Genomic DNA, 14,531 nt, shown 5'->3' on the forward strand with positions numbered 1-14,531 from the left:
ATGGAAAATATTTTGGATCTGTGGAATAAAGCACTTCAAAAAATAGAGACAAAGTTGAGCAAACCCAGTTTTGAGACATGGATGAAATCGACAAAAGCCCATTCTCTTCAAGGCGATACGCTTACAATTACGGCACCTAATGAATTTGCTAGAGACTGGCTGGAATCAAGATATCTCCACTTAATTGCTGATACCATCTACGAACTGACAGGTGAAGAGCTCAGCATTAAATTTATTATTCCTCAAAATCAGGATGAAGTGGAAGCCATGCCAAAGTCTCCAATTAAAAAAATGTCTAAAGAAGAGGCCGTTGATATTCCACAAAATATGCTGAATCCAAAATATACATTTGATACTTTTGTTATTGGTTCAGGCAACCGATTTGCGCATGCCGCTTCACTTGCAGTTGCGGAAGCACCGGCAAAAGCATATAACCCGCTCTTTATTTATGGGGGCGTTGGTTTAGGAAAGACTCACTTGATGCATGCGATTGGTCATTATGTCATCGACCATAATCCATCAGCCAAAGTGGTCTATCTATCATCTGAAAAATTTACAAATGAATTTATCAACTCAATCCGAGACAACAAAGCTGTCGATTTCCGTAATCGCTATCGGAATGTAGATGTGCTTTTGATAGATGATATTCAATTTTTAGCAGGAAAAGAACAAACACAAGAAGAGTTTTTCCATACATTCAACACACTTCACGAAGAAAGTAAGCAAATCGTCATTTCTAGTGACCGGCCGCCGAAAGAAATTCCGACACTTGAAGACAGATTACGCTCTCGATTCGAATGGGGCTTAATCACAGACATTACCCCGCCAGATTTAGAAACACGTATTGCAATTTTGCGAAAAAAGGCAAAAGCAGAAGGCTTAGACATTCCGAATGAAGTCATGCTTTATATTGCCAATCAAATCGACAGCAACATTCGTGAACTGGAGGGTGCTTTGATTCGTGTCGTTGCTTACTCTTCTTTAATCAATAAAGACATCAATGCGGATCTAGCAGCTGAGGCCCTAAAGGACATCATTCCTTCATCGAAGCCAAGAGTCATTACAATTAAAGATATTCAAAGAATTGTAGGGCAGCAATTTAATATTCGCTTAGAGGATTTCAAAGCGAAGAAACGTACGAAGTCAGTTGCTTATCCAAGACAAATTGCCATGTATCTCTCTAGAGAAATGACCGATTCCTCTCTGCCTAAAATAGGAGAAGAATTTGGAGGTCGTGATCATACGACTGTCATTCATGCTCATGAGAAGATTTCGAAATTAATGGTTGAGGATGAACAGCTTCAGCAGCATGTGAAAGAAATCAAAGAACAATTAAAATAACCAAGCTGATATAATAAGTACGGGAAAATGTGAATAACTAGAGCATAGTCATACACAGTCTGTCCACATGTGGATAGGCTGTCTTTCCTTTCTTTTTACCGACTTATCCACATATTCACAAGCCCTACTATTACTTCTACGATTTTTATTAATAAAATATATATACATGTCATTAAGAAAATTTAGGAGGACCACTATGAAATTCACGATTCAAAAAGATCGTCTTGTCGAAAGTGTCCAAGATGTATTAAAGGCCGTATCCTCTAGAACAACGATACCTATTTTGACAGGGATTAAAATTGTTGCATCTGATGAGGGGGTTTCTCTAACAGGAAGCGACTCTGATATCTCAATTGAATCCTTTATTCCTCAAAGAGATGGAGATTTAGAAGTAATCACGATTGACCGTCCAGGGAGTATTGTGCTTCAGGCCCGCTTCTTTAGTGAAATTGTGAAGAAACTGCCAATGGCTACTGTCGAAATTGAAGTAGAACAAAATCACCTCACGATCATCCGTTCTGGTTCAGCGGAATTTAACTTAAACGGCTTAGATGCTGAGGAATATCCGCATCTGCCGCAAATTGAAGAGCATCATGCATTTCAAGTCCCGACAGATTTGCTTAAAAACTTAATTCGTCAAACCGTTTTTGCAGTGTCCACCTCAGAAACACGACCTATCTTGACAGGTGTAAACTGGAAGGTAGAGAAAGGTGAATTAATATGCACAGCGACGGATAGCCACCGTCTTGCTTTAAGAAAAGCGAAGTTGGATATTGACGAGGAAAGCTCATACAATGTCGTAATTCCAGGGAAGAGTTTAACAGAGCTAAGTAGAATCCTTGATGACGGACAAGATCTTGTGAGCATCGTGATTACAGAAACGCAAGTTCTCTTTAAAGCACAAAACGTGTTGTTCTTCTCAAGATTGCTGGATGGTAATTATCCAGATACAGCTCGCCTGATCCCGCAAGAAAGTAAAACGGATGTCGTGGTCAACACGAAGGAATTCCTTCAAGCTATTGACCGTGCATCACTTTTGGCAAGAGAAGGACGCAATAATGTTGTAAAGCTGTCAGCTGATCCTGAACAAAGCCTTGAGATTTCTTCTAATTCACCTGAAATCGGTAAAGTAGTCGAAACGGTTCAAGCGGATGACATTAAAGGGGAGGACCTCAAAATCTCCTTCAGTCCAAAATATATGCTGGATGCGTTAAAAGTATTAGAGGGAACAGAAATTCATGTAAGCTTCACTGGTGCCATGAGACCGTTCCTGTTGCGCACGCCAAATGATGATTCAATCTTGCAGTTGATTCTCCCAGTGAGAACATATTAATCCAATCTAAAATAGCTGCTGTGTGAGTGCACAGCAGCTTTTCTTCTCGTTTACCATGCTTTCTTTCATCCTAGTTCGCTTTCCCCCTTTCCTTCTTGTCTTGTTTTTTAGTACAATTAGATATTAGTGATATTGAAAGAGGTCGATATAATGCCTAATCTTATAACCATTGAGAAAGAAATGATTACATTAGGGCAGTTTTTGAAATTAGCCGAAGTCATCCAATCTGGCGGAATGGCGAAATGGTTTTTAAGTGAACATGAGGTGTTCATTAATCAAGAGCCAGATAATAGACGGGGACGCAAACTATACCCAGGAGATGTTGTCGAGATAGAAGGTTATGGCACATTTCAAGTTGTGAATTAGAAACGGGTGACAATACATGTACATTCAAAGTCTGGCGTTAACTTCATACCGAAACTATGAACACACCGAGCTTCAATTCGACAACAAGGTGAATGTCATGATCGGTGAGAATGCCCAAGGTAAAACGAACTTGATGGAAGCGATCTATGTATTGTCGATGGCAAAGTCGCATCGTACGTCAAATGATAAAGAACTTATCCGATGGGACCAAGACTATGCTAAAATAGAAGGTAGAGTCATCAAAAAAAATGGTCCACTCCCAATGCAGCTCGTGATCTCAAAAAAAGGGAAAAAGGGAAAGGTCAATCACATTGAACAACAGAAGCTCAGTCATTATGTTGGTGCGTTAAACACCATCATGTTTGCACCAGAGGACTTAAGTCTTGTGAAGGGCAGCCCGCAAATCCGCAGAAGATTCCTCGATATGGAGATTGGACAAGTTTCGGCTGTCTACTTGCATGATTTATCGCTCTATCAAAAAATCCTCTCTCAGCGGAATCATTACTTGAAACAATTGCAGACAAGAAAGCAAACGGATCAAGCGATGCTGGAGGTTTTAACAGAGCAGTTGATTGATGCGGCAGCGAAAGTTGTCAAAAGACGACTGACTTTTACGAAACAGCTCGAGAAATGGGCGCAGCCGTTGCATTTTGGCATTTCTAGAGAGCTAGAAACACTCACGCTCCAATACCAGACGGCGATAGAGGTATCAGAAGCGTCAGACTTGTCGAAAATAAAGAATAGCTATGATGAATCGTTTCAGAAACTAAGAGACAGAGAAATAGACCGAGGAGTGACACTGTGGGGGCCTCACAGAGATGACCTTCTTTTCTTTGTGAATGGTCGGGATGTTCAGACATATGGCTCTCAAGGGCAGCAAAGAACAACAGCTCTTTCACTAAAGCTGGCAGAAATCGACCTGATACATGAAGAAATCGGAGAATATCCCATTCTTCTACTCGATGATGTTTTATCTGAACTTGATGATTACAGACAGTCTCATTTGCTCCATACCATTCAGGGACGTGTACAGACCTTCGTCACCACAACAAGTGTTGAAGGCATCGATCACGCCACCTTGAAAGAAGCGGAAATTTTCAGAGTAGCCAGTGGAAAAGTAATTGACTGATAAATGAGGTGTGAGTCTTGTATATTCATTTAGGTGATGATTGTGTTGTTTCTACACGAGAGATTGTCGCAATTGTTGATTACAAAATGAGGTCGTCTTCTGTTGTAGAAGAGTTTCTCCAAAAACAAGAAGAACAAATCATTTCGTTATCACAAGGAACACCCAAATCCATCGTCGTCACAACTGAATCTGTTTATTACTCTCCTCTTTCCTCAAGCACGCTCAAAAAACGTGCTTCATTTGTGATTGAAATTGAAGTCTAAAAGCTCAATTCATATAAATATATCGTTTAAGAAAAGTGTAGGTGAATGTACGTGGCAATGGAACAGCAACATAATAGTTATGATGAAAATCAGATACAGGTGCTCGAAGGACTAGAAGCTGTTAGAAAACGTCCAGGAATGTACATCGGGTCAACCAGTGCAAAAGGACTTCACCATCTTGTATGGGAAATTGTCGACAACAGTATTGATGAGGCTTTAGCTGGATATTGCACAGATATTACGGTGCAAATTGAAAAGGATAATAGCATTACAGTGAAAGATAATGGCCGCGGGATTCCGGTTGGGATTCATGAGAAAATGGGACGTCCTGCTGTAGAGGTCATTATGACTGTTCTTCACGCTGGCGGTAAATTTGACGGCAGCGGTTATAAAGTATCTGGCGGTCTGCATGGCGTAGGGGCATCTGTTGTTAATGCGTTATCTACGACCTTAGACGTGACCGTATATCGTGACGGGAAAATTCATTATCAACAATTCAAACGCGGTGTTCCAGCTGGAGATTTAGAGATCATTGGTGAAACAGATGTTACAGGGACAACCACTCATTTTGTGCCAGATCCAGAAATTTTTACTGAAACCATTGAATTTGATTACGACACACTTGCCAACCGTGTACGTGAGTTAGCTTTCTTAACAAAAGGTGTAAACATCATTATTGAAGATTTACGTGAAGGTAAAGAACGACGAAATGAATACTGCTATGAAGGCGGTATTAAGAGCTATGTAGAACATTTAAATCGCTCAAAAGAAGTCGTTCACGAAGAACCCGTTTATATCGAAGGTGAAAAAGACGGAATCACGATTGAAGTGGCATTACAATATAACGATTCCTATACAAGCAACATCTATTCCTTCGCCAACAATATCAACACGTATGAAGGCGGCACGCACGAAGCAGGCTTTAAAACAGGTTTGACGCGTGTTATCAATGATTATGCTCGTAAGAATGGCGTATTCAAAGATGGAGACTCGAATTTGAGCGGTGAAGATGTGCGAGAAGGCTTAACAGCCATTATCTCCATCAAACATCCAGATCCTCAATTCGAAGGACAAACGAAGACAAAGCTTGGGAACTCAGAAGCAAGAACCATTACCGACTCCCTTTTCTCTGAAGCACTTGAGAAATTCCTCTTAGAGAATCCTGATGCTGCAAAGAAAATTGTGGAGAAAGGTGTGATGGCAGCTCGTGCAAGAATGGCTGCCAAAAAGGCACGTGAGCTGACAAGACGTAAAAGTGCACTGGAAGTCTCCAGCTTACCAGGGAAACTGGCGGACTGTTCTTCTAAAGACCCTTCCATCTCTGAACTCTATATCGTAGAGGGAGATTCTGCGGGCGGATCTGCTAAGCAAGGCCGTGATCGTCACTTCCAAGCGATCTTACCGTTAAGAGGGAAGATCCTAAACGTTGAAAAAGCGCGACTAGATAAAATTCTATCGAACAACGAGGTTCGTTCAATGATTACAGCATTAGGAACTGGAATCGGAGAAGACTTCACTTTAGAGAAAGCTCGCTATCACAAAGTTGTGATCATGACGGATGCCGATGTGGATGGAGCGCACATTCGAACGCTGCTTTTAACATTCTTCTATCGCTACATGCGTGAAATTATTGAAAACGGTTATGTGTATATTGCACAGCCGCCTTTATATAAAGTGCAGCAAGGAAAACGTGTTGAGTACGTGTATAACGACAAACAGCTAGATGAGCTGTTAAAAACACTTCCTCAAACACCAAAACCTGGACTTCAGCGTTATAAAGGTCTTGGAGAGATGAATGCTACTCAGCTTTGGGAAACAACAATGGACCCTGATGCGAGAACACTTCTTCAAGTCACACTTGAGGATGCGATCGATGCTGATGAGACATTTGAAATGCTCATGGGAGATAAAGTAGAGCCGAGAAGAAACTTTATCGAAGAAAACGCGCAATACGTGAAAAACCTCGATATTTAGATAGATCCCTACTGAGAACAACCTTATTTCTTGTTTGGAATAAGGTTGTTTTTCAAGAAATAGGGGCGTATAACCAATGTCCTGTTTTTCCGTGTTTTCGTTGATTTTCTAGTAAATAAATGTGTATAAAGACGAGATTATTGATATAATGGAGAATAGTCTTGTGAAGATAAATACATATTTTACTCCCACATAATTTATTTCATGTGATACGTAAAGGGAGGTTCTTATAGTGAGTGAACAACATACACCAAATGTACGCGAAGTGAATATTAGTCAAGAAATGCGTACGTCCTTTTTAGATTATGCAATGAGTGTGATTGTGTCGCGTGCATTACCAGATGTGCGAGACGGATTAAAGCCCGTGCATCGAAGAATTTTGTATGCGATGAATGACCTAGGTATGACAAGTGATAAACCATTTAAGAAATCTGCACGTATCGTTGGGGAAGTTATCGGTAAGTATCACCCTCACGGTGACAGCGCTGTATACGAAGCAATGGTTCGTATGGCGCAAGACTTCAACTATCGTTATATGTTAGTTGATGGTCATGGAAACTTTGGTTCAGTCGATGGAGACGGAGCAGCGGCGATGCGTTATACCGAGGCACGTCTATCGAAGATTTCTATGGAAATCCTCCGTGATATCACAAAGGATACCATTGATTATCAAGATAACTATGATGGCAGTGAAAGAGAGCCAATGGTGATGCCTGCAAGATTCCCGAACTTATTGGTCAACGGAGCGACAGGAATTGCTGTAGGAATGGCGACCAATATTCCGCCGCACCAATTAGGTGAAGTGATTGATGGGGTATTGGCCATCAGTCAAAACCCGGAAATGACAACACAGGAGCTTATGGATATCATCCCAGGGCCAGATTTCCCAACAGCAGGTCAAATCATTGGCCGAAGTGGTATTCGAAAGGCGTATGAAACAGGGCGCGGCTCTATTACATTAAGAGCAAAATCGAATATTGAGGAAACATCTAGCGGTAAACAGCGCATTGTTATCAATGAGATCCCGTACCAAGTCAACAAAGCCCGTTTGATTGAAAAAATTGCTGATCTTGTGCGTGATAAAAAGATTGATGGCATTACAGATTTGCGTGATGAATCAGATCGTAATGGTATGCGTATTGTCATTGAACTGCGAAGAGACGCAAACGTCCATGTTCTATTAAACAATCTTTATAAACAAACGACACTTCAAACGTCATTTGGTATCAACTTATTAGCACTTGTTGATGGACAGCCGAAAGTCTTGTCCCTCAAACAATGTCTTGAGTATTATCTAGAGCATCAAAAAGTGATCATTCGCAGAAGAACGGCGTATGAGCTGCGTAAAGCAGAAGCAAGAGCACACATTTTAGAAGGCCTCAGAATTGCACTTGATCACTTAGATGAAGTCATTGCTTTAATTAGAGGCTCTCAAACTGCGGAAATTGCGAGAAATGGTTTGATGGAAAACTATAGCTTGTCTGAAAAACAGGCACAGGCCATTCTTGATATGCGACTTCAGCGTTTGACTGGCCTAGAACGAGAAAAGATAGAAGATGAATATAAAGGACTTGTTGATTTGATTGCTGAATTAAAAGCCATTTTAGCAGACAATGAGAAAGTACTTGAAATCATTAGAGAAGAATTAACAGAAATTAAAGAACGCTTCAATGATACGCGCCGGACTGAAATTGTGACAGCGGGTATTGAAACAATTGAAGACGAAGATTTGATTCCTGTTGAGAACATCGTGATTACGCTGACGCATAATGGTTATATCAAGCGTCTCCCTGCATCAACATACCGCAGTCAAAAAAGAGGCGGTAAAGGTGTCCAAGGAATGGGAACCAACGAAGATGATTTCGTTGAACAGTTGATTTCAACATCGACCCACGATACGATTCTTTTCTTCTCTAATAAAGGGAAGGTTTATCGTGCGAAAGGGTATGAGATTCCTGAATTCGGACGGACAGCGAAAGGGATTCCGATCATTAACCTTCTTGAAGTAGAAAAGGGAGAATGGATTAACGCCATTATTCCAGTAAGCGAATTTGATGAAAATTCGTATCTCTTCTTTACAACAAGACACGGTGTATCAAAACGGACGACATTGTCTCAGTTTGCTAACATTCGAAACAACGGTCTTATTGCACTCAGTCTTCGTGACGAAGATGAACTGATGGCTGTTCGTTTAACCAATGGAGAAAAACAAATCATCATTGGAACGAAAAAGGGGATGCTGATCCGTTTTGACGAGACAGATGTTCGTGAAATGGGACGTACGGCAGCTGGAGTGAAAGGTATCACACTTTCCGAAGATGACATTGTCGTGGGTATGGAAATCCTTGAGCCAGATGCAAACGTATTGATTGTAACTGAAAAAGGATATGGCAAACTAACCCCTGAAAAAGAATACCGTGTTCAAAGTCGTGGAGGTAAAGGTCTTAAAACGTGCAAAATCACTGATAACAATGGTCCGCTTGTCACAGTGAAGGCAACTAATGCTGAAGCCGAAGAAGACTTGATGATTATTACAGGAAGCGGTGTAATCATTCGTATGGCCGTTTCTGACATTTCGACAACAGGTCGAGTCACTCAAGGTGTCCGCCTAATCCGCCTCGGTGATGAGGAACATGTCGCTACAGTGGCATTAGTTGAACAATCACAAGAAGACGATGAAGAGATTAGTGAAGAGAACGTAGAAAATATAGAGTCAGATCAAGAGCAATCTGAGTAAAAATGAAGCCGGTTCTTCACCGGCTTTATTTTTTTTTGAAAAACATCATTTTTTTTGAAATTTATAATGCTTTTTTCATAGATATGTGTTAATCTTTCAAAGGAGCAAAAAGAGGCTCTATTTTTTATCTCATTCTCAGTAAAAACTTCTTAAAAAAACAAAATGTTTTTTAAGAAAAGTGTTGACTGTTGATAGAGATACATGATATATTTAAGTGGTCGCTTTAAGAGAGTGACACACAAGTTCTTTGAAAACTAAACAAGACAAAACGTACCTGTTAATTCGAGTTTTTATAAAAAAATCCTATGAAACATCATAGGTAGTCAGTCAAACTGGCGAAAAACAAAACTTCGGTTTTGTACTTTTTCGGAGAGTTTGATCCTGGCTCAGGACGAACGCTGGCGGCGTGCCTAATACATGCAAGTCGAGCGGACAGAAGGGAGCTTGCTCCCGGATGTTAGCGGCGGACGGGTGAGTAACACGTGGGTAACCTGCCTGTAAGACTGGGATAACTCCGGGAAACCGGAGCTAATACCGGATAGTTCCTTGAACCGCATGGTTCAAGGATGAAAGACGGTTTCGGCTGTCACTTACAGATGGACCCGCGGCGCATTAGCTAGTTGGTGGGGTAATGGCTCACCAAGGCGACGATGCGTAGCCGACCTGAGAGGGTGATCGGCCACACTGGGACTGAGACACGGCCCAGACTCCTACGGGAGGCAGCAGTAGGGAATCTTCCGCAATGGACGAAAGTCTGACGGAGCAACGCCGCGTGAGTGATGAAGGTTTTCGGATCGTAAAGCTCTGTTGTTAGGGAAGAACAAGTGCGAGAGTAACTGCTCGCACCTTGACGGTACCTAACCAGAAAGCCACGGCTAACTACGTGCCAGCAGCCGCGGTAATACGTAGGTGGCAAGCGTTGTCCGGAATTATTGGGCGTAAAGGGCTCGCAGGCGGTTTCTTAAGTCTGATGTGAAAGCCCCCGGCTCAACCGGGGAGGGTCATTGGAAACTGGGAAACTTGAGTGCAGAAGAGGAGAGTGGAATTCCACGTGTAGCGGTGAAATGCGTAGAGATGTGGAGGAACACCAGTGGCGAAGGCGACTCTCTGGTCTGTAACTGACGCTGAGGAGCGAAAGCGTGGGGAGCGAACAGGATTAGATACCCTGGTAGTCCACGCCGTAAACGATGAGTGCTAAGTGTTAGGGGGTTTCCGCCCCTTAGTGCTGCAGCTAACGCATTAAGCACTCCGCCTGGGGAGTACGGTCGCAAGACTGAAACTCAAAGGAATTGACGGGGGCCCGCACAAGCGGTGGAGCATGTGGTTTAATTCGAAGCAACGCGAAGAACCTTACCAGGTCTTGACATCCTCTGACAACCCTAGAGATAGGGCTTTCCCTTCGGGGACAGAGTGACAGGTGGTGCATGGTTGTCGTCAGCTCGTGTCGTGAGATGTTGGGTTAAGTCCCGCAACGAGCGCAACCCTTGATCTTAGTTGCCAGCATTTAGTTGGGCACTCTAAGGTGACTGCCGGTGACAAACCGGAGGAAGGTGGGGATGACGTCAAATCATCATGCCCCTTATGACCTGGGCTACACACGTGCTACAATGGACAGAACAAAGGGCTGCGAGACCGCAAGGTTTAGCCAATCCCATAAATCTGTTCTCAGTTCGGATCGCAGTCTGCAACTCGACTGCGTGAAGCTGGAATCGCTAGTAATCGCGGATCAGCATGCCGCGGTGAATACGTTCCCGGGCCTTGTACACACCGCCCGTCACACCACGAGAGTTTGCAACACCCGAAGTCGGTGAGGTAACCTTTATGGAGCCAGCCGCCGAAGGTGGGGCAGATGATTGGGGTGAAGTCGTAACAAGGTAGCCGTATCGGAAGGTGCGGCTGGATCACCTCCTTTCTAAGGATATATGGAGCAGCGTGCGTTTTCGTCTTGTTTAGTTTTGAAGGAACTTGCAAAAGATCCTACAACATCATATCTTCGATATGAAAGATGGGCCTGTAGCTCAGCTGGTTAGAGCGCACGCCTGATAAGCGTGAGGTCGGTGGTTCGAGTCCACTCAGGCCCACCATCTTCTATTAAATCGGGGCCTTAGCTCAGCTGGGAGAGCGCCTGCCTTGCACGCAGGAGGTCAGCGGTTCGATCCCGCTAGGCTCCACCAACGTGTTCTTTGAAAACTAGATAACAATAAGTAATACATTCACATTGAATGCAATGCAAAGTTCATCACACATAGTGATTCTTTCTAAAGTAAGAAATGGTTAAGTTAGAAAGGGCGCACGGTGGATGCCTTGGCACTAGGAGCCGATGAAGGACGGGACGAACACCGATATGCTTCGGGGAGCTGTAAGCAAGCTTTGATCCGGAGATTTCCGAATGGGGAAACCCACTGCTCGTAATGGAGTAGTATCCATACTTGAATACATAGAGTATGAGAAGGCATACCCGGGGAACTGAAACATCTAAGTACCCGGAGGAAGAGAAAGCAAATGCGATTCCCTGAGTAGCGGCGAGCGAAACGGGAACAGCCCAAACCAAGAGGCTTGCCTCTTGGGGTTGTAGGACACTCTATACGGAGTTACAAAGGAACGATATAAGCGAAGAGGTCTGGAAAGGCCCGCCAAAGAAGGTAACAGCCCTGTAACTGAAATGTTGTTCTCTCCAGAGTGGATCCTGAGTACGGCGGAACACGTGAAATTCCGTCGGAATCCGGGAGGACCATCTCCCAAGGCTAAATACTCCCTAGTGACCGATAGTGAACCAGTACCGTGAGGGAAAGGTGAAAAGCACCCCGGAAGGGGAGTGAAATAGATCCTGAAACCGTGTGCCTACAAGTAGTCAGAGCCCGTTAATGGGTGATGGCGTGCCTTTTGTAGAATGAACCGGCGAGTTACGATCCCGTGCAAGGTTAAGCAGAAGATGCGGAGCCGCAGCGAAAGCGAGTCTGAATAGGGCGCATGAGTACGTGGTCGTAGACCCGAAACCAGGTGATCTACCCATGTCCAGGGTGAAGTTCAGGTAACACTGAATGGAGGCCCGAACCCACGCACGTTGAAAAGTGCGGGGATGAGGTGTGGGTAGGGGTGAAATGCCAATCGAACCTGGAGATAGCTGGTTCTCTCCGAAATAGCTTTAGGGCTAGCCTCAAGGTAAGAGTCTCGGAGGTAGAGCACTGATTGGACTAGGGGCCCCTACCGGGTTACCGAATTCAGTCAAACTCCGAATGCCGATGACTTATCCTTGGGAGTCAGACTGCGAGTGATAAGATCCGTAGTCGAAAGGGAAACAGCCCAGACCGCCAGCTAAGGTCCCAAAGTATACGTTAAGTGGAAAAGGATGTGGAGTTGCTTAGACAACCAGGATGTTGGCTTAGAAGCAGCCACCATTTAAAGAGTGCGTAATAGCTCACTGGTCGAGTGACTCTGCGCCGAAAATGTACCGGGGCTAAACGTATCACCGAAGCTGCGGACTGTTCTTACGAACAGTGGTAGGAGAGCGTTCTAAGTGCTGTGAAGTCAGACCGGAAGGACTGGTGGAGCGCTTAGAAGTGAGAATGCCGGTATGAGTAGCGAAAGACGGGTGAGAATCCCGTCCACCGAATGCCTAAGGTTTCCTGAGGAAGGCTCGTCCGCTCAGGGTTAGTCGGGACCTAAGCCGAGGCCGAAAGGCGTAGGCGATGGACAACAGGTTGATATTCCTGTACCACCTCCTCACCATTTGAGCAATGGGGGGACGCAGGAGGATAGGGTAAGCGCGGTATTGGATATCCGCGTCCAAGCAGTTAGGCTGGGAAATAGGCAAATCCGTTTCCCGTAAAGGCTGAGCTGTGATGGCGAGCGAAATTTAGTAGCGAAGTTCCTGATTCCACACTGCCAAGAAAAGCCTCTAGCGAGGTGAGAGGTGCCCGTACCGCAAACCGACACAGGTAGGCGAGGAGAGAATCCTAAGGTGATCGAGAGAACTCTCGTTAAGGAACTCGGCAAAATGACCCCGTAACTTCGGGAGAAGGGGTGCTTCTTAGGGTGTTAAAGCCCCGAGAAGCCGCAGTGAATAGGCCCAGGCGACTGTTTAGCAAAAACACAGGTCTCTGCGAAGCCGTAAGGCGAAGTATAGGGGCTGACGCCTGCCCGGTGCTGGAAGGTTAAGAGGAGCGCTTAGCGTAAGCGAAGGTGCGAATTGAAGCCCCAGTAAACGGCGGCCGTAACTATAACGGTCCTAAGGTAGCGAAATTCCTTGTCGGGTAAGTTCCGACCCGCACGAAAGGCGCAACGATCTGGGCACTGTCTCAACGAGAGACTCGGTGAAATTATAGTACCTGTGAAGATGCAGGTTACCCGCGACAGGACGGAAAGACCCCGTGGAGCTTTACTGCAGCCTGATATTGAATGTTGGTACAGCTTGTACAGGATAGGTAGGAGCCTTGGAAACCGGAGCGCTAGCTTCGGTGGAGGCATCGGTGGGATACTACCCTGGCTGTATTGACCTTCTAACCCGCTGCCCTTATCGGGCAGGGAGACAGTGTCAGGTGGGCAGTTTGACTGGGGCGGTCGCCTCCTAAAATGTAACGGAGGCGCCCAAAGGTTCCCTCAGAATGGTTGGAAATCATTCGCAGAGTGTAAAGGCACAAGGGAGCTTGACTGCGAGACCTACAAGTCGAGCAGGGACGAAAGTCGGGCTTAGTGATCCGGTGGTTCCGCATGGAAGGGCCATCGCTCAACGGATAAAAGCTACCCCGGGGATAACAGGCTTATCTCCCCCAAGAGTCCACATCGACGGGGAGGTTTGGCACCTCGATGTCGGCTCATCGCATCCTGGGGCTGTAGTCGGTCCCAAGGGTTGGGCTGTTCGCCCATTAAAGCGGTACGCGAGCTGGGTTCAGAACGTCGTGAGACAGTTCGGTCCCTATCCGTCGCGGGCGCAGGAAATTTGAGAGGAGCTGTCCTTAGTACGAGAGGACCGGGATGGACGCACCGCTGGTGTACCAGTTGTTCTGCCAAGGGCATCGCTGGGTAGCTATGTGCGGACGGGATAAGTGCTGAAAGCATCTAAGCATGAAGCCCCCCTCAAGATGAGATTTCCCATTCCGCAAGGAAGTAAGATCCCTGAAAGATGATCAGGTTGATAGGTCTGAGGTGGAAGCGTGGTGACACGTGGAGCTGACAGATACTAATAGATCGAGGACTTAACCTATATTCTAATGTGAAGCTTGAACATTGTTATCTAGTTTTGAGAGAACATTCTCTCCATCAGGTTTGGTGGCGATAGCGAAGAGGTCACACCCGTTCCCATACCGAACACGGAAGTTAAGCTCTTCAGCGCCGATGGTAGTTGGGGGTCTCCCCCTGTGAGAGTAGGACGCCGCCAAGCTTTTCTAA

Annotated in this window: 7 protein-coding genes, 2 tRNA genes and 3 rRNA genes; all 12 read left to right on the plus strand. The window is 44.9% G+C overall.

What is annotated here, in order from left to right:
- The 12 genes from dnaA to rrf all read left to right on the plus strand — a co-directional run bounded on the left by dnaA (nucleotide 1) and on the right by rrf (nucleotide 14,523).
- A complete protein-coding gene (gene dnaA / locus MKZ03_RS00005) occupies nucleotides 1–1,341 on the plus strand; it encodes a chromosomal replication initiator protein DnaA (protein ID WP_034660669.1) in 1,341 nt (446 codons plus the stop codon).
- Nucleotides 1,342–1,537: 196 nt separating this feature from the next.
- Nucleotides 1,538–2,674: a DNA polymerase III subunit beta gene (dnaN, locus tag MKZ03_RS00010; RefSeq protein ID WP_034660670.1), complete on the plus strand. Its 1,137-nt coding sequence runs from the start codon at nucleotides 1,538–1,540 to the stop codon at nucleotides 2,672–2,674.
- A 150-nt stretch (nucleotides 2,675–2,824) separates the two neighbouring features.
- Nucleotides 2,825–3,040, plus strand: coding sequence for a S4 domain-containing protein YaaA (yaaA, locus tag MKZ03_RS00015; RefSeq protein WP_003215257.1), 216 nt, complete (start codon nucleotides 2,825–2,827; stop codon nucleotides 3,038–3,040).
- Nucleotides 3,041–3,056: 16 nt separating this feature from the next.
- Complete coding sequence (gene recF, locus MKZ03_RS00020) at nucleotides 3,057–4,169, plus strand: DNA replication/repair protein RecF (protein ID WP_106031706.1); 1,113 nt, start codon at nucleotides 3,057–3,059, stop codon at nucleotides 4,167–4,169.
- 17 nt (nucleotides 4,170–4,186) lie between these two features.
- The gene (remB, locus tag MKZ03_RS00025; RefSeq protein ID WP_008360920.1) at nucleotides 4,187–4,432 is read left to right on the plus strand and encodes an extracellular matrix regulator RemB; all 246 of its coding nucleotides are present in this window, start codon (nucleotides 4,187–4,189) and stop codon (nucleotides 4,430–4,432) included.
- Between the two features lie 57 nt (nucleotides 4,433–4,489).
- A complete protein-coding gene (gyrB, locus tag MKZ03_RS00030; RefSeq protein WP_034660746.1) occupies nucleotides 4,490–6,406 on the plus strand; it encodes a DNA topoisomerase (ATP-hydrolyzing) subunit B in 1,917 nt (638 codons plus the stop codon).
- A gap of 232 nt (nucleotides 6,407–6,638) precedes the next feature.
- A complete protein-coding gene (gyrA, locus tag MKZ03_RS00035; RefSeq protein WP_066031458.1) occupies nucleotides 6,639–9,143 on the plus strand; it encodes a DNA gyrase subunit A in 2,505 nt (834 codons plus the stop codon).
- Between the two features lie 363 nt (nucleotides 9,144–9,506).
- Nucleotides 9,507–11,055: ribosomal RNA gene (locus tag MKZ03_RS00040) — 16S ribosomal RNA — on the plus strand.
- A gap of 95 nt (nucleotides 11,056–11,150) precedes the next feature.
- Nucleotides 11,151–11,227 (plus strand) — tRNA-Ile (locus MKZ03_RS00045).
- Nucleotides 11,228–11,241: 14 nt separating this feature from the next.
- A tRNA-Ala gene (locus MKZ03_RS00050) sits at nucleotides 11,242–11,317 on the plus strand.
- Between the two features lie 98 nt (nucleotides 11,318–11,415).
- A 23S ribosomal RNA gene (locus MKZ03_RS00055) occupies nucleotides 11,416–14,346 on the plus strand.
- A 61-nt stretch (nucleotides 14,347–14,407) separates the two neighbouring features.
- Nucleotides 14,408–14,523: ribosomal RNA gene (rrf, locus tag MKZ03_RS00060) — 5S ribosomal RNA — on the plus strand.
- The 16S, 23S and 5S rRNA genes sit together here with 2 tRNA genes alongside, the layout of an rRNA operon.
- Nucleotides 14,524–14,531: the final 8 nt, after the last annotated feature.

The sequence above is a fragment of the Bacillus sp. FSL R5-0431 genome (assembly GCF_038002985.1).
In the GTDB taxonomy this organism is placed as follows: domain Bacteria; phylum Bacillota; class Bacilli; order Bacillales; family Bacillaceae; genus Bacillus.

Excerpts from the sequence above, each read along its gene's own strand:
- dnaN (WP_034660670.1), top strand. The coding sequence starts at position 1,538 with ATGAAATTCACGATTCAAAAAGATCGTCTTGTCGAAAGTGTCCAAGAT.
- yaaA (WP_003215257.1), top strand. The coding sequence starts at position 2,825 with ATGCCTAATCTTATAACCATTGAGAAAGAAATGATTACATTAGGGCAG.
- dnaA (WP_034660669.1), top strand. The coding sequence starts at position 1 with ATGGAAAATATTTTGGATCTGTGGAATAAAGCACTTCAAAAAATAGAG.
- recF (WP_106031706.1), top strand. The coding sequence starts at position 3,057 with ATGTACATTCAAAGTCTGGCGTTAACTTCATACCGAAACTATGAACAC.
- gyrB (WP_034660746.1), top strand. The coding sequence starts at position 4,490 with ATGGAACAGCAACATAATAGTTATGATGAAAATCAGATACAGGTGCTC.